12 protein-coding genes and 1 tRNA gene are annotated in these 16,354 nt (G+C 67.0%); 12 read left to right on the forward strand and 1 reads right to left on the reverse strand.

Annotated elements, in window-relative coordinates; all coding sequences use genetic code 11:
• Positions 1-115: 115 nt before the first annotated feature.
• Positions 116-1,342, reverse strand: a complete 1,227-nt coding sequence (locus ACFVJQ_RS00410; protein ID WP_385779816.1) for a pyridoxal phosphate-dependent aminotransferase — start codon at positions 1,340-1,342, stop codon at positions 116-118.
• Between the two features lie 372 nt (positions 1,343-1,714).
• Here ACFVJQ_RS00410 and ACFVJQ_RS00415 point away from each other — a divergent pair.
• From ACFVJQ_RS00415 to ACFVJQ_RS00470, 12 genes are all read left to right on the forward strand, one after another.
• Positions 1,715-1,787, forward strand: a tRNA-Trp gene (locus ACFVJQ_RS00415).
• Between the two features lie 105 nt (positions 1,788-1,892).
• Positions 1,893-2,180, forward strand: coding sequence for a preprotein translocase subunit SecE (gene secE / locus ACFVJQ_RS00420; protein WP_224738974.1), 288 nt, complete (start codon positions 1,893-1,895; stop codon positions 2,178-2,180).
• Positions 2,181-2,257: 77 nt separating this feature from the next.
• Positions 2,258-3,073 (forward strand): transcription termination/antitermination protein NusG, encoded by an 816-nt coding sequence (gene nusG, locus ACFVJQ_RS00425; RefSeq protein WP_224738973.1) that lies wholly within the window; start codon positions 2,258-2,260, stop codon positions 3,071-3,073.
• A gap of 56 nt (positions 3,074-3,129) precedes the next feature.
• Positions 3,130-3,585 (forward strand): hypothetical protein, encoded by a 456-nt coding sequence (locus ACFVJQ_RS00430; protein ID WP_385779818.1) that lies wholly within the window; start codon positions 3,130-3,132, stop codon positions 3,583-3,585.
• A gap of 108 nt (positions 3,586-3,693) precedes the next feature.
• The gene (rplK, locus tag ACFVJQ_RS00435; protein WP_004927359.1) at positions 3,694-4,128 is read left to right on the forward strand and encodes a 50S ribosomal protein L11; all 435 of its coding nucleotides are present in this window, start codon (positions 3,694-3,696) and stop codon (positions 4,126-4,128) included.
• A gap of 78 nt (positions 4,129-4,206) precedes the next feature.
• Complete coding sequence (gene rplA / locus ACFVJQ_RS00440) at positions 4,207-4,932, forward strand: 50S ribosomal protein L1 (protein ID WP_189700584.1); 726 nt, start codon at positions 4,207-4,209, stop codon at positions 4,930-4,932.
• Between the two features lie 141 nt (positions 4,933-5,073).
• Positions 5,074-5,919: a hypothetical protein gene (locus ACFVJQ_RS00445; RefSeq protein ID WP_385779822.1), complete on the forward strand. Its 846-nt coding sequence runs from the start codon at positions 5,074-5,076 to the stop codon at positions 5,917-5,919.
• A 102-nt stretch (positions 5,920-6,021) separates the two neighbouring features.
• Complete coding sequence (locus ACFVJQ_RS00450; RefSeq protein ID WP_385779824.1) at positions 6,022-6,864, forward strand: DUF1396 domain-containing protein; 843 nt, start codon at positions 6,022-6,024, stop codon at positions 6,862-6,864.
• Between the two features lie 311 nt (positions 6,865-7,175).
• Positions 7,176-7,706, forward strand: coding sequence for a 50S ribosomal protein L10 (gene rplJ / locus ACFVJQ_RS00455; RefSeq protein WP_385512445.1), 531 nt, complete (start codon positions 7,176-7,178; stop codon positions 7,704-7,706).
• Positions 7,707-7,813: 107 nt separating this feature from the next.
• Positions 7,814-8,200, forward strand: a complete 387-nt coding sequence (rplL, locus tag ACFVJQ_RS00460; RefSeq protein WP_224738980.1) for a 50S ribosomal protein L7/L12 — start codon at positions 7,814-7,816, stop codon at positions 8,198-8,200.
• A 606-nt stretch (positions 8,201-8,806) separates the two neighbouring features.
• On the forward strand, positions 8,807-12,292 hold the full coding sequence (gene rpoB, locus ACFVJQ_RS00465) for a DNA-directed RNA polymerase subunit beta (RefSeq protein WP_224738968.1): 3,486 nt from the start codon (positions 8,807-8,809) through the stop codon (positions 12,290-12,292).
• Between the two features lie 94 nt (positions 12,293-12,386).
• Positions 12,387-16,286 (forward strand): DNA-directed RNA polymerase subunit beta', encoded by a 3,900-nt coding sequence (locus ACFVJQ_RS00470; RefSeq protein WP_385512443.1) that lies wholly within the window; start codon positions 12,387-12,389, stop codon positions 16,284-16,286.
• Positions 16,287-16,354 lie beyond the last annotated feature (68 nt).

Genomic DNA, 16,354 nt, shown 5'->3' on the forward strand with positions numbered 1-16,354 from the left:
TACGGCCCTGCCGTCCCGGTAGCGCTTTCCCCTTGAGTGGTCTTGCTCGCACGAAGAAACGGGCCGCCTCCCCACAGGGAAACGGCCCGCCATGCGCGCGTGAAGCCCGGAAACGTCAGTCGTGCGCCTCTGCCAGCAGCTTCTGGATCCGGCTCACGCCCTCGACGAGGTCCTCGTCACCCAGGGCGTACGACAGCCGCAGATAGCCCGGCGTGCCGAAGGCCTCGCCCGGAACCACCGCGACCTCGGCCTCCTCCAGGATCAGCGCGGCCAGCTCGACCGTGTCCTGCGGACGCTTGCCGCGGATCTCCTTGCCGAGCAGCGCCTTCACCGACGGGTAGACGTAGAAGGCGCCCTCGGGCTCCGGGCACACCACGCCGTCGATCTCGTTCAGCATCCGCACGATGGTCCTGCGGCGTCGGTCGAAGGCCTCGCGCATCTTCGCCACGGCGTCCAGATCGCCGGAGACGGCGGCCAGCGCGGCCACCTGCGCCACGTTCGAGACGTTCGACGTGGCGTGCGACTGGAGGTTCGTCGCGGCCTTGACCACGTCCTTCGGGCCGATGATCCAGCCCACGCGCCAGCCCGTCATCGCGTACGTCTTCGCGACGCCGTTGACCACGATGCACTTGTCGCGCAGCTCCGGCAGGACCGCCGGCAGCGACGCGGAGGCCGCGTCGCCGTAGACCAGGTGCTCGTAGATCTCGTCGGTCAGCACCCACAGACCGTGCTCGACGGCCCAGCGGCCGATCGCCTCGGTCTCGGCCTCGCTGTACACGGCGCCCGTCGGGTTCGACGGGGAGACGAACAGCACGACCTTGGTCTTCTCGGTGCGGGCCGCCTCCAGCTGCTCCACGCTGACGCGGTAGCCCGTCGTCTCGTCGGCGACGACCTCGACCGGGACACCGCCGGCCAGCCGGATCGACTCCGGGTACGTCGTCCAGTACGGCGCCGGGACGATGACCTCGTCATCCGGGTCGAGGATCGCGGCGAACGCCTCGTAGATGGCCTGCTTGCCGCCGTTGGTGACGAGGATCTGCGAGGCGTCGACCTCGTAGCCCGAGTCGCGCAGCGTCTTCACGGCGATCGCGGCCTTCAGCTCGGGCAGGCCGCCGGCCGGTGTGTAGCGGTGGTACTTGGGGTTCTTGCAGGCCTCGATCGCGGCCTCGACGATGTAGTCCGGGGTGGGGAAGTCGGGCTCGCCGGCGCCGAAGCCGATCACCGGACGCCCGGCGGCCTTCAGGGCCTTGGCCTTGGCGTCCACGGCGAGGGTGGCGGACTCGGAGATCGCGCCGATGCGGGCGGAGACCCGGCGCTCGGTGGGAGGGGTTGCAGCGCTCATGGACCTCATCGTTCCAGACCGGAAACGAGCCCGGCACACGGGTTTCACGGACTGAACGGCAGGGGGTCAACACCTGAACAACAGTGCGGACGGGTGGGATGGCCTGGGCGATCTTCCGGAGCCCGGCCGGCCCGGGGCGCCTGACCTTGGAGGATCCACCAGCGATCTCCGGCCGATCCCGCCGGAGATCTTCCGGCCGTGCACCACCCTTCTGCCACCCCTCTTCCATCCGCCAAGCCCCCTACGGGCACTTTCTGTTCGACGACCGGCTCAGGAACACGTACACTCTCACCTCGTTGGCCCACAGCAGCCCGCACACACCAGGTGCACACCGAGCACCCGGTCGTATGCGGTAAGTTGGTGGGCAGACAAAGGGTCGTAGCTCAATTGGTAGAGCACTGGTCTCCAAAACCAGCGGTTGGGGGTTCAAGTCCCTCCGGCCCTGCTACACACACCGCCAGGATGTGTGCGCAGGTACGTACAGCAATGCACCGCCGTGCGGCTCAGACCGGGCGCGGCACGGCCACGACCCGGGATCAGGTGAGGACGAATGACGGACGCCGTGGGCTCCCTCGACACGCCTGATGCCCAGGACGAGGCGCCGGAGTCCCAGAAGAAGACCCGCAAGGGCGGCAAGCGCGCCAAGAAGGGTCCGCTGAAGCGCCTTGCGCTCTTCTACCGGCAGATCGTCGCGGAGCTCCGCAAGGTCGTCTGGCCCTCGCGCAACCAGCTGACGACGTACACGACCGTCGTGATCATCTTCGTCGTCATCATGATCGGCCTGGTGACCGTGATTGACTATGGGCTCGACCACGCCGCCAAGTACGTCTTCGGCTGAGCCAAGAGCGAAGGGCGCCGTCACCGGCGCCCCTTTCGCGCGTTCCACCCCTATGTATCCAGGAAGAAGCAGCCACCGTGTCTGACCCGAACGTGAACGACGCCATCGAGCCGGTCGAGTCCGTGGAAGACGAGCTCGACATCGTCGAGGGTGCGGACGAGGACCTGGATGAGGCTGAGGCTGCCGAGGCCGCCGCGGACGAGCCCGCGGAGGAAGCCGCCGTGCACGTCGAGGAGGAGCCCTCCGAGGAGGGCGAGGGGGAGCCCGAGTCCGAGCTCGACCCCGTGGAGAAGCTCCGCGAGGAACTGCGCACCCTGCCCGGCGAGTGGTACGTCATCCACACCTACGCCGGCTACGAGAACCGCGTGAAGACCAACCTGGAGCAGCGCGCCGTCTCGCTGAACGTCGAGGACTACATCTTCCAGGCCGAGGTGCCGCAGGAAGAGGTCGTTCAGATCAAGAACGGCGACCGCAAGACCATCCGCCAGAACAAGCTCCCCGGATATGTCCTGGTGCGCATGGACCTGACGAACGAGTCCTGGGGCGTCGTCCGCAACACGCCGGGCGTCACCGGCTTCGTCGGCAACGCCTACGACCCGTACCCGCTGACCCTGGACGAGATCGTCAAGATGCTCGCCCCGGAGGCGGAGGAGAAGGCCGCCCGCGAGGCCGCCGAGGCCGAGGGCAAGCCGGCGCCGCAGCGCAAGGTCGAGGTCCAGGTGCTGGACTTCGAGGTCGGCGACTCGGTCACCGTCACCGACGGCCCGTTCGCCACGCTCCAGGCCACGATCAACGAGATCAACGCCGACTCCAAGAAGGTCAAGGGCCTGGTGGAGATCTTCGGCCGGGAGACCCCGGTCGAGCTCTCCTTCGACCAGATCCAGAAGAACTGACCTCAGTGCCGGCCATACCGTCCGGCGCGGAATGGCTGGCGGGCAACCCGGAACCCATGCGGCCTACCACTCAGGCCCGTGTGTTCCGGGTTGTGTGTCTGCTGTTCGCGCTGGTCTTCGGCGCGGTGACCGTGTTCGTGATGCTGCCCATGAGCCGGCTGGTCGCCGACATGGCGGCGAACGGGACGCAGACCGTCGGCACGTTCCACACCGGTTCGGGCTCGTGCAGGCTGGGCAACTGCCGGGTGGAGTTCCAGGCGGGCGGGGAGCGGGTCGTGGCCTCGCTGCCGGTCGGTACGAGTGCCAAGCGCCGACTCGACGGCGAGCGCGTGGACATCGTCTACCGGGCCGACGATCCGCAGCGCGTCGTGCTCGCGCACCAGGTGAGCGTCCGTGGGACCCGCTACCAGGCCGTCTTCACCGGCCTCCTGGCGTTGACGTCGCTGTCCGGCGCCGTCGCCTGGACGGTCAAACTGCGTCGCGCGAGGGCCGCCGAACCCCGTGTGACCTGATCGATTTCAGAACCTGCACACCGACCCGTTATCGTTGTGCGGTATGCCTCCATCCGGATGATCCGGACCGGACGGCTGAAAAACTCTCACTAAGGACCCGGAGAGAGCATGCCTCCCAAGAAGAAGAAGGTCACGGGGCTCATCAAGCTCCAGATCCAGGCCGGTGCCGCCAACCCGGCTCCGCCGGTCGGCCCCGCGCTGGGTCAGCACGGCGTCAACATCATGGAGTTCTGCAAGGCCTACAACGCCGCGACCGAGTCGCAGCGTGGCTGGGTCATCCCGGTGGAGATCACGGTCTACGAGGACCGTTCCTTCACCTTCGTGACCAAGACCCCGCCGGCCGCCAAGATGATCCTCAAGGCCGCGGGCGTGGAGAAGGGCTCCGGCGAGCCGCACAAGACCAAGGTTGCGAAGATCACCCGCGACCAGGTCCGCGAGATCGCCACCACCAAGATGCCCGACCTCAACGCCAACGACCTGGACGCCGCCGAGAAGATCATCGCCGGCACCGCCCGTTCCATGGGCGTCACGGTCGAGGGCTGAGCCCCAACCTCCCCGAAGCAGAAGTGGCAGGGCCTGCTCGGCCCGGACCACGACTCCTAAGAATCCCCAGGAGCAGTAGTGAGCAAGCGCAGCAAGTCTCTCCGCGCTGCGGACGCCAAGGTCGACCGGGAAAAGCTGTACGCCCCGCTCGAGGCCGTCCGTCTCGCCAAGGAGACCTCCACGACCAAGTTCGACGGCACCGTCGAGGTCGCCTTCCGTCTGGGTGTCGACCCGCGCAAGGCCGACCAGATGGTCCGTGGCACCGTGAACCTCCCGCACGGCACCGGTAAGACCGCCCGGGTCCTGGTCTTCGCGACCGGTGACCGTGCCGAGGCCGCTCGTGCCGCGGGCGCCGACATCGTCGGCGCCGACGAGCTGATCGACGAGGTGTCGAAGGGCCGTCTGGACTTCGACGCCGTCGTCGCCACCCCGGACCTCATGGGCAAGGTCGGCCGCCTCGGCCGCGTCCTCGGCCCGCGTGGTCTGATGCCGAACCCGAAGACGGGCACGGTGACCCCCGACGTCGCCAAGGCTGTCAACGACATCAAGGGCGGCAAGATCGAGTTCCGCGTCGACAAGCACTCGAACCTGCACTTCATCATCGGCAAGACGTCGTTCGACGACACCAAGCTGGTGGAGAACTACGGCGCCGCGCTGGAGGAGATCCTCCGTCTGAAGCCGTCCGCCGCCAAGGGTCGCTACATCAAGAAGGCCGCCATCACCACCACGATGGGCCCCGGCATCCCGGTCGACCCGAACCGCACCCGCAACCTCCTCGTCGAGGAGGACCCGGCCGCGGTCTGAGCCCTCAGGCTCACCCCAACCGGTCACGGGCCCCGCACCTTCCGAGGTGCGGGGCCCGTTCCCTTTCCGCTACCGGGCACGACTGTCAGTGCCCTGGGTTAGCGTTCTTGCACGGGACTCGCATCTCGCACAGGGGGACGAATGACGAGCACCAGCCTGCGCACCGGCGTGCGCCGCGTGGCCCTCGCGATCGCAGCGGCGACCGCGCTGACCGGCATGGCTGCCTGCACCTCCACGAACCCCTCCGGCCACCCCGCCCCGGACGACAGCCCGACCCGCGACAGCGCGACCGACGCCGCCCAGACCCGCCCGATGGCCGAGCTGCGCTCCGCCGAGCGGTCCACCGACCGGGCCGACTCCGCCCGCGTCGAGTCCACCACGACCATGGGCACGATGATGTCCATGACCGCCGACGGCGTCCTCGGCTGGGGCGACGACATCACCGGCACCCTGACGATCACCTACACCGGCGGCACGATGGCCGACACGATGCGCCGCCTCGGCAGCACATCGATGGAGGCCCGCTATCTGCCCGACGCCTACTACGCCCGCATGGGCGACGAGTTCGCCGCACAGGCGGGCGGCAGGCACTGGCTGAAGTACGCGTACGACGACCTGGAGCAGCTGGCCGGCAGCTCCGGCGCGTACCTCGAGAAGCAGCTGCGGCAGACCACCCCCGACGAATCAGTACGGCTGCTGCTGGAATCGGACGACGTGCGCAGGGTCGGCGAGGAACTGATACGCGGCGAGCGCACCACGCACTACTCCGGCACGGTCGACGTCGGCGACGCCGGTGTCACCACGCAGACCGTCGACATATGGGTCAACGACCGGGACCTGCTGGTCAAGAAGGTCGAGAAGGGCCGCACGACGAGCGGCGAGCTCACCCAGACCGCCTACTACAGCGACTACGGCGCCGAGGTCACCGCCGAGGAACCCCCGGCCGCCGACACCCAGGACGTCAAGGAGCTGCTGAAGCCCGGGTGAGCCCTCCTGTGGCCCAGGGAATTCGGGGGACCCCTCGGGGCCCCTCGGATAGGCTCCAGCCCTGTTGCTTTGAATCGGCCATGTGTTCCTTGGGGGGAATCGATGGGTCTTTCTGTACGTACGCGGGGCGGGGTGGCGGGAGCCGGGCTCGCGGCACTGGTCCTCGGCGGTGCGGTCGGCTGCGGTACCGAGCAGGCGCCGGCCATGACGCCCGCCGCGGCCGTCGCCAGGGCGGCGGAGAAGACGGAGGACATCACCTCCCTCAGCTACCGGATGAAGGGCGAGGTCCCGGGCGACGGCCGGATCGAGGCCGAGGCGGCGATGAGCATGAAGCCGCAGGCCATGAGCATGAAGATCACCATGCCCGACGACCCGGAGATGACCGGCCCGGTGGAGATGCGGCTGGTCGGCAAGGCGGTGTACATCGGCGGTGAGGCGATGGCCGATGGGATGGACGGCAAGAGCTGGATGAAGATCGACGCCTCCGAGCTGGGTGGCGAGCACAGCCTGGGCTCCGGGGCGAGCGGCCTCGACCAGGCCGACAAGAACCCGGCCGCCGAGTCCGCCTTCCTCACCGGCTCCGACGACGTCGAGGAGGTCGGCACCGAGACGGTCGACGGTGTGGAGACCACCCACTACAAGGGCACCATCACCCTCGAGGACATGCGGGACAGCCTCAAGAACGAGGACAAGAAGACCCGCGAGCTGCGCGAGAAGAGCCTCGAGCAGTACGAGGACATGGGCGTCGACGAGCTGACCATGGACATGTGGGTCGACGGCGACGACCACACCAAGCAGTTCCGTATGCAGGGCGACGCCGACAAGGGCAGGCTCGACATGACGGTGACGTTCCTCGACTACAACGAGCCGGTGACCGTCCAGGCCCCGCCCGCCAAGGAGACGCTCGACCTCGCCGAGATGATGAAGGAACTCGGGGAGAGCTGACCGGCCCCGGAGCCGAGCACCGTCGTACGACCGGATTTGCTTGACAGCGATCCGGTCCCGTACTCTGCTGCAGAAGCCAAAGACCGCTGGTCGTTGCCGCGTGCTCGTAGGAGGGCGCGGTGGCCGAAGGATCCGCTGAACTGCGGACGACCCGCGTAGGTGACAGTGGAAGTGTTCCCGGATCGGTTCCGCCCGTACGGAATCCGTCTGGTCGAGCTACGCCCCGTGCGCCTGCGCCGGGGCGTTTCGTTTTCCCCAGTCCTCCTTCGGGTCCGCGCGGTCCGAATCACCCGGAAGGAGGCCGAGGCTCTATGGCGAGGCCCGACAAGGCTGCCGCGGTTGCCGAGCTGACGGACAAGTTCCGCAGCTCCAACGCCGCCGTGCTGACCGAGTACCGCGGTCTCACCGTGGCCCAGCTCAAGCAGCTGCGCCGTTCGCTCGGTGAGAACGCCCAGTACGCCGTGGTGAAGAACACGCTGACCAAGATTGCGGCCAACGAGGCCGGGATCACGACGCTGGACGACCAGTTCGCTGGTCCGACGGCTGTCGCCTTCATCACCGGCGACCCGGTGGAGTCGGCGAAGGGTCTTCGTGACTTCGCCAAGGACAACCCGAATCTCGTCATCAAGGGCGGTGTCCTCGAGGGCAAGGCCCTCTCCGCCGACGAGATCAAGAAGCTTGCGGACCTCGAGTCCCGCGAGGTTCTGCTCGCCAAGCTGGCGGGCGCTCTGAAGGGCAAGCAGACGCAGGCTGCTCAGGTCTTCCAGGCGCTCCCGTCGAAGCTCGTCCGCACCGTGGACGCGCTTCGTGCCAAGCAGGACGAGCAGGGCGGTGCCGAGTAATTCGGCTCGCATCATGATCGCTGCCTGCAGGCGGCGGTCGTAGCGGGCCAACGTACGCCCGCCAGTCATGTACATCCGGCACCAGCCGAATTAGTGGAAGGAAAGCCATCGTGGCTCTCACCCAGGAAGAACTGCTCGCCGAGTTCGAGAACATGACCCTCATCCAGCTTTCCGAGTTCGTGAAGGCGTTCGAGGAGAAGTTCGACGTCACCGCCGCCGCTGCCGCGGTCGCCGTTGCCGCTCCGGGTGCCCCGGGCGCCCCGGCCGAGGCCGCTGAGGAGAAGGACGAGTTCGACGTCATCCTCACCGGTGCCGGTGACAAGAAGATCCAGGTCATCAAGGTCGTGCGCGAGCTGACCTCCCTCGGCCTGAAGGAGGCCAAGGACCTGGTGGACGGCGCCCCGAAGCCCGTCCTGGAGAAGGTTGCCAAGGACGCCGCCGACAAGGCCAAGGAGGCCCTCGAGGGCGCCGGCGCCTCCGTCGAGGTCAAGTAAGACCTTTCGGAGTACCTCCGCACCTCTCAGCGCGCCGAGTGCAGTCCGGTAGGGCTGTAACGCGAACGCACCGAAGAGCGATCATCCATCCGGGTGGTCGCTCTTCGGCGTTCAGGGGGCTTGGGTGGCGGCTACCTTGCACGCCCGGACGGGAGGGGTAAGGTGATCTTCGTCCTGCCTCCGAGCGCGCAAGTGACGAGCGCAGCACCCGGTTTGAGCCAGGGGGGCCTTGACGAACTGCACGCAGCGCGCAATTCTCAGGACGCGTCGTCACAAGGATCCGAATCCGAGGCATGGATCGACGACGAAGAGGGCAGTATCAACGTGCGTTGAGGGTGTCGCCTTGTCGCAGGGGTTGAGAACAACGAGGGCAACGAGGGTTCGGAAAAACCCGCGCTGGACATCAGTGTGCCGAGTGGCTACACTGACCCTTTGCGCTGCCTGTTAGCTGTCCCCTGCCCGTCACCAGGGGCATGCCCTCGCTTGAGCACCGACGACCGGACCGTCCCTGACCTGGCCATTCGGCCAATCAGGGAACCTGTCTCTGTGTATCGGTGAGGGGCCGGTACGCGCGTAGTGAGTCCGAGCCCTCGGAAGGACCCCCTCTTGGCCGCCTCGCGCACTGCCTCGACCGCGAATACGAACAACGGCGCCAGCACCGCCCCGCTGCGCATCTCCTTTGCAAAGATCAAGGAGCCTCTCGAGGTTCCCAACCTGCTCGCGCTGCAGACCGAGAGCTTTGACTGGCTGCTCGGGAACACCGCCTGGCAGAGTCGGGTCGAGGAGGCTCTGGAGTCCGGTCAGGACGTCCCCACCAAGTCCGGGCTCGAGGAGATCTTCGAGGAGATCTCCCCGATCGAGGACTTCAGCGGGTCGATGTCGCTGACCTTCCGCGACCACCGCTTCGAGCCGCCGAAGAACTCGATCGACGAGTGCAAGGAGCGTGACTTCACCTACGCGGCTCCGCTCTTCGTCACCGCCGAATTCACCAACAACGAGACCGGCGAGATCAAGTCCCAGACGGTCTTCATGGGCGACTTCCCGCTCATGACGAACAAGGGCACCTTCGTCATCAACGGCACCGAGCGTGTCGTGGTGTCGCAGCTGGTCCGTTCGCCCGGTGTCTACTTCGACTCCAGCATCGACAAGACGTCCGACAAGGACATCTTCTCCGCCAAGATCATCCCGTCCCGGGGTGCCTGGCTGGAGATGGAGATCGACAAGCGCGACATGGTCGGTGTGCGTATCGACCGCAAGCGCAAGCAGTCCGTCACCGTCCTGCTCAAGGCGCTCGGCTGGACGACCGAGCAGATCCTCGAGGAGTTCGGCGAGTACGAGTCCATGCGCGCCACCCTGGAGAAGGACCACACCCAGGGCCAGGACGACGCGCTGCTCGACATCTACCGCAAGCTGCGCCCGGGCGAGCCCCCCACGCGTGAGGCCGCGCAGACGCTGCTCGAGAACCTCTACTTCAACCCCAAGCGCTACGACCTCGCCAAGGTCGGCCGCTACAAGGTCAACAAGAAGCTGGGTACGGACACCCCGCTGGACGCGGGCATCCTGACCGTCGAGGACATCATCGCGACGATCAAGTACCTGGTGCAGCTGCACGCCGGTGAGACCGAGACGACCGGCGACAGCGGTCAGACGATCGTCGTCGAGACCGACGACATCGACCACTTCGGCAACCGTCGTCTGCGCAACGTCGGCGAGCTCATCCAGAACCAGGTCCGTACGGGTCTGGCGCGTATGGAGCGCGTCGTGCGGGAGCGCATGACCACGCAGGACGTCGAGGCGATCACGCCGCAGACCCTGATCAACATCCGGCCGGTCGTCGCCTCCATCAAGGAGTTCTTCGGCACCAGCCAGCTGTCGCAGTTCATGGACCAGAACAACCCGCTGTCCGGGCTGACGCACAAGCGTCGTCTGTCCGCGCTCGGCCCGGGTGGTCTGTCCCGTGAGCGGGCCGGCTTCGAGGTCCGTGACGTGCACCCCTCGCACTACGGTCGCATGTGCCCGATCGAGACCCCTGAAGGCCCGAACATCGGTCTGATCGGCTCGCTCGCCACCTACGGCCGGGTCAACGCGTTCGGTTTCGTCGAGACCCCGTACCGCAAGGTCGTCGACGGCCAGGTCACCGACGAGGTGAACTACCTGACCGCCGACGAGGAGGACCGCTTCGTCATCGCGCAGGCCAACGCGCCGCTCACCGACGAGCTCCGGTTCGCCGAGGCCCGCGTGCTGGTCCGCCGCCGTGGCGGCGAGGTCGACTACGTCGCTCCCGAGGACGTGGACTACATGGACGTCTCGCCGCGCCAGATGGTGTCGGTCGCGACCGCCATGATCCCCTTCCTCGAGCACGACGACGCCAACCGTGCCCTCATGGGCGCGAACATGATGCGCCAGGCCGTTCCGCTGATCCAGGCGGAGTCCCCGCTCGTCGGCACCGGCATGGAGTACCGCTCCGCGGTCGACGCCGGCGACGTCGTCAAGGCCGAGAAGGCCGGTGTGGTCCAGGAGGTCTCCGCGGACTACATCACCACCGCCAACGACGACGGCACGTACATCACGTACCGCCTGGCCAAGTTCGCCCGCTCCAACCAGGGCACCTCGGTCAACCAGAAGGTCATCGTCAACGAGGGCGACCACGTCATCGAGGGCCAGGTCCTCGCCGACGGTCCGGCCACCCAGAACGGCGAGATGGCCCTCGGCAAGAACCTGCTCGTGGCGTTCATGCCGTGGGAGGGTCACAACTACGAGGACGCGATCATCCTGTCGCAGCGCCTCGTGCAGGACGACGTCCTCTCCTCGATCCACATCGAGGAGCATGAGGTCGACGCCCGTGACACCAAGCTCGGCCCGGAGGAGATCACCCGGGACATCCCGAACGTCTCCGAGGAGGTCCTCGCCGACCTCGACGAGCGCGGCATCATCCGTATCGGTGCCGAGGTCATCGCCGGTGACATCCTCGTCGGCAAGGTCACGCCCAAGGGTGAGACCGAGCTGACGCCCGAGGAGCGCCTGCTGCGCGCGATCTTCGGTGAGAAGGCCCGTGAGGTCCGTGACACCTCGCTGAAGGTGCCGCACGGCGAGACCGGCAAGGTCATCGGCGTCCGCGTCTTCGACCGCGAGGAGGGCGACGAGCTGCCGCCGGGCGTGAACCAGCTGGTCCGCGTCTACGTCGCGCAGAAGCGCAAGATCACCGACGGTGACAAGCTCGCCGGCCGCCACGGCAACAAGGGCGTCATCTCGAAGATCCTGCCGATCGAGGACATGCCGTTCCTGGAGGACGGCACCCCGGTCGACATCATCCTCAACCCGCTGGGTGTCCCGTCCCGAATGAACCCGGGACAGGTCCTGGAGATCCACCTCGGTTGGCTCGCCAGCCGCGGCTGGGACGTCTCCGGTCTTGCCGACGAGTGGGCCCAGCGCCTGCAGGCCATCGGCGCCGACAGCGTCGAGCCCGGCACCAACGTCGCCACCCCGGTCTTCGACGGTGCGCGTGAGGACGAGCTCGCGGGTCTGCTGCAGCACACCATCCCGAACCGCGACGGCGAGCGCATGGTGCTCCCGTCCGGCAAGGCGCGGCTGTTCGACGGCCGTAGCGGTGAGCCGTTCCCGGACCCGATCTCGGTCGGCTACATGTACATCCTGAAGCTGCACCACCTGGTCGACGACAAGCTGCACGCCCGTTCGACCGGTCCGTACTCGATGATCACCCAGCAGCCGCTGGGTGGTAAGGCCCAGTTCGGTGGCCAGCGGTTCGGCGAGATGGAGGTGTGGGCACTCGAGGCGTACGGCGCCGCCTACGCCCTCCAGGAGCTGCTGACCATCAAGTCCGACGACGTGACCGGTCGCGTGAAGGTCTACGAGGCCATCGTCAAGGGCGAGAACATCCCCGAGCCCGGCATCCCCGAGTCCTTCAAGGTGCTCATCAAGGAGATGCAGTCTCTCTGCCTGAACGTGGAGGTGCTGTCCAGCGACGGTATGTCCATCGAGATGCGTGACACCGACGAGGACGTCTTCCGCGCTGCGGAGGAGCTCGGCATCGACCTGTCCCGGCGTGAGCCGAGCAGCGTCGAAGAGGTCTGACGGGAGTCCGGCCGGGGCTCACAAAGCCCCGGCCGGCCCCAGGACCCCCGTATCAGACCCAATGACTTACGACCCTGAGAGGGATTGACGCATAGTGCTCGACGTCAACTTCTTCGACGAGCTCCGGATCGGCCTGGCCACCGCTGATGACATCCGTCAGTGGAGCCACGGCGAGGTCAAGAAGCCCGAGACCATCAACTACCGCACCCTCAAGCCCGAAAAGGACGGACTCTTCTGCGAGAAGATCTTCGGTCCGACCCGGGACTGGGAGTGCTACTGCGGCAAGTACAAGCGCGTGCGCTTCAAGGGCATCATCTGTGAGCGCTGTGGCGTCGAGGTCACGCGCGCCAAGGTGCGCCGTGAGCGGATGGGCCACATCGAGCTGGCCGCTCCCGTCACGCACATCTGGTACTTCAAGGGCGTTCCGTCGCGGCTGGGCTACCTGCTCGACCTCGCCCCGAAGGACCTGGAGAAGGTCATCTACTTCGCGGCGTACATGATCACGTACGTCGACGAGGAGCGCCGCACCCGCGACCTGCCCTCGCTGGAGGCCCATGTCTCCGTCGAGCGCCAGCAGATCGAGCAGCGCCGCGACGCCGACCTGGAGGCCCGCGCCAAGAAGCTCGAGGCCGACCTGGCCGAGCTGGAGGCCGAGGGTGCCAAGGCCGATGTGCGCCGCAAGGTGCGCGAGGGTGCCGAGCGTGAGATGAAGCAGCTGCGCGACCGTGCGCAGCGCGAGATCGACCGGCTCGACGAGGTGTGGAACCGGTTCAAGAACCTCAAGGTCCAGGACCTCGAGGGCGACGAGCTGCTCTACCGCGAGCTGCGTGACCGCTTCGGCACGTACTTCGACGGTTCGATGGGTGCTGCGGCGCTGCAGAAGCGCCTGGAGTCCTTCGACCTGGACGAGGAGGCCGAGCGCCTCCGCGAGATCATCCGCACCGGCAAGGGCCAGAAGAAGACCCGTGCGCTGAAGCGGCTGAAGGTCGTGTCCGCGTTCCTGCAGACCTCCAACAGCCCCAAGGGCATGGTCCTGGACTGCGTCCCGGTCATCCCGCCGGACCTCCGCCCGATGGTGCAGCTGGACGGTGGCCGCTTCGCGACCTCCGACCTGAACGACCTGTACCGCCGTGTGATCAACCGGAACAACCGACTGAAGCGGCTTCTCGACCTCGGCGCGCCCGAGATCATCGTGAACAACGAGAAGCGCATGCTCCAGGAGGCCGTCGACGCGCTGTTCGACAACGGCCGTCGTGGCCGTCCGGTCACCGGTCCGGGCAACCGCCCGCTGAAGTCCCTCAGCGACATGCTGAAGGGTAAGCAGGGTCGCTTCCGTCAGAACCTGCTCGGTAAGCGTGTGGACTACTCCGCGCGTTCCGTGATCGTCGTCGGTCCGCAGCTGAAGCTGCACCAGTGCGGTCTGCCGAAGGCGATGGCGCTGGAGCTCTTCAAGCCGTTCGTGATGAAGCGCCTGGTCGACCTGAACCACGCGCAGAACATCAAGAGCGCCAAGCGCATGGTCGAGCGCGGCCGCACGGTCGTGTACGACGTGCTGGAAGAGGTCATCGCGGAGCACCCGGTTCTGCTGAACCGTGCGCCCACGCTGCACCGCCTCGGCATCCAGGCCTTCGAGCCGCAGCTGGTCGAGGGCAAGGCCATCCAGATTCACCCGCTCGTCTGCACCGCGTTCAACGCGGACTTCGACGGTGACCAGATGGCCGTGCACCTGCCGCTGTCCGCGGAGGCGCAGGCCGAGGCCCGCATCCTGATGCTGTCCTCGAACAACATCCTCAAGCCCGCCGACGGCCGTCCGGTGACGATGCCGACCCAGGACATGGTGCTGGGTCTGTACTTCCTCACCACGGACGCCGAGGGCCGCGACATCAAGGGCGCCGACCGTCCGTTCTCCTCGGTCGCCGAGGCGATCATGGCGTTCGACGCCGGCGAGCTGTCGCTGCAGGCGCCGGTCGACATCCGCTTCCCGGTGGGCACCATCCCGCCGCGTGGCTGGGAGCCGCCGGTGCGCGAGGAGGGTGAGCCGGAGTGGCAGCAGGGTGACAGCTTCACGCTGAAGACCACGCTGGGCCGTGCGCTCTTCAACGAGCTGCTGCCCGAGGACTACCCGTTCGTCGACTACGAGGTCGGCAAGAAGCAGCTCTCCCAGATCGTCAACGACCTGGCCGAGCGCTACCCGAAGGTCATCGTGGCGGCGACGCTCGACAACCTGAAGGCGGCCGGCTTCTACTGGGCCACCCGTTCCGGCGTCACCGTCGCCATCTCCGACGTTGTCGTTCCCGAGGCGAAGAAGGAGATCGTCCGCGGTTACGAGTCGCAGGACGAGAAGGTCCAGAAGCAGTACGAGCGCGGTCTGATCACCAAGGACGAGCGCACGCAGGAGCTCATCGCGATCTGGACCAAGGCGACCAACGAGGTCGCCGAGGCGATGAACGACAACTTCCCGAAGACCAACCCGATCTTCATGATGGTGAACTCGGGTGCACGAGGCAACATGATGCAGATGCGTCAGATTGCCGGTATGCGTGGTCTGGTGTCGAACGCGAAGAACGAGACGATCCCGCGGCCCATCAAGGCCTCGTTCCGTGAGGGTCTGTCCGTGCTGGAGTACTTCATCTCCACGCACGGTGCCCGTAAGGGTCTGGCGGACACCGCTCTGCGTACCGCCGACTCGGGTTACCTCACCCGTCGTCTGGTCGACGTCTCGCAGGACGTCATCATCCGCGAGGAGGACTGCGGCACCGACCGCGGTCTGCGTCTGGCGATCGCCGAGCGCGGCGCCGACGGCTCGCTGATCAAGGCGGACAACGTCGAGACGTCCGTGTACGCGCGCTGCCTCGCCGAGGACATCGTCGTGGACGGCAAGGTGCTGGCCCCGGCCGGCACCGACCTGGGCGACGTGCTCATCGACGAGCTGATCCGGCACGGCGTCTCCGAGGTCAAGACCCGCTCGGTCCTGACCTGTGAGTCCGCCGTCGGCACCTGCGCGATGTGCTACGGCCGTTCGCTGGCCACCGGCAAGCTGGTCGACATCGGTGAGGCGGTCGGCATCATCGCCGCCCAGTCCATCGGTGAGCCCGGTACCCAGCTGACGATGCGTACCTTCCACACCGGTGGTGTGGCCGGTGACGACATCACCCAGGGTCTGCCCCGTGTCGTCGAGCTCTTCGAGGCCCGTACCCCGAAGGGTGTCGCCCCGATCTCCGAGGCCACCGGCCGCGTGCGGATCGAGGAGACCGAGAAGACCAAGAAGATCGTCGTCACCCCGGACGACGGCAGCGACGAGACGGCGTACCCGATCTCGAAGCGTGCCCGACTCCTGGTCAGCGAGGGTGAGCACGTCGAGGTGGGCCAGAAGCTCACCGTGGGTGCCACCAACCCGCACGACGTGCTGCGCATCCTGGGCCAGCGTGCCGTCCAGGTCCACCTGGTCGGCGAGGTCCAGCGGGTGTACAACTCGCAGGGTGTGTCGATCCACGACAAGCACATCGAGATCATCATCCGGCAGATGCTGCGCCGTGTGACGATCATCGAGTCCGGCGACGCCGAGCTGCTGCCCGGCGAGCTGGTCGAGCGCTCGAAGTTCGAGACCGAGAACCGTCGTGTGGTCCAGGAGGGTGGTCACCCGGCCTCCGGTCGTCCGCAGCTGATGGGTATCACCAAGGCCTCGCTGGCGACCGAGTCGTGGCTGTCGGCGGCGTCCTTCCAGGAGACGACCAGGGTCCTCACGGACGCGGCGATCAACGCCAAGTCCGACTCCCTGATCGGCCTCAAGGAGAACGTCATCATCGGTAAGCTCATCCCGGCCGGTACGGGCCTGTCCCGCTACCGCAACATCCGGGTGGAGCCGACCGAGGAGGCCAAGGCCGCGATGTACTCGGCCGTCGGCTACGACGACATCGACTACTCGCCGTTCGGCACCGGCTCCGGCCAGGCCGTGCCGCTGGAGGACTACGACTACGGTCCGTACAACCAGTAAGCGAGCGTCCGCTTGACGCACTGAAGGGCGGTCTCCCCGTTACGCGGGAGGCCGCCCTTCGGCGCATC

It is taken from the genome of Streptomyces sp. NPDC127197, from assembly GCF_042672405.1.
In the GTDB taxonomy this organism is placed as follows: domain Bacteria; phylum Actinomycetota; class Actinomycetes; order Streptomycetales; family Streptomycetaceae; genus Streptomyces; species Streptomyces flavusporus.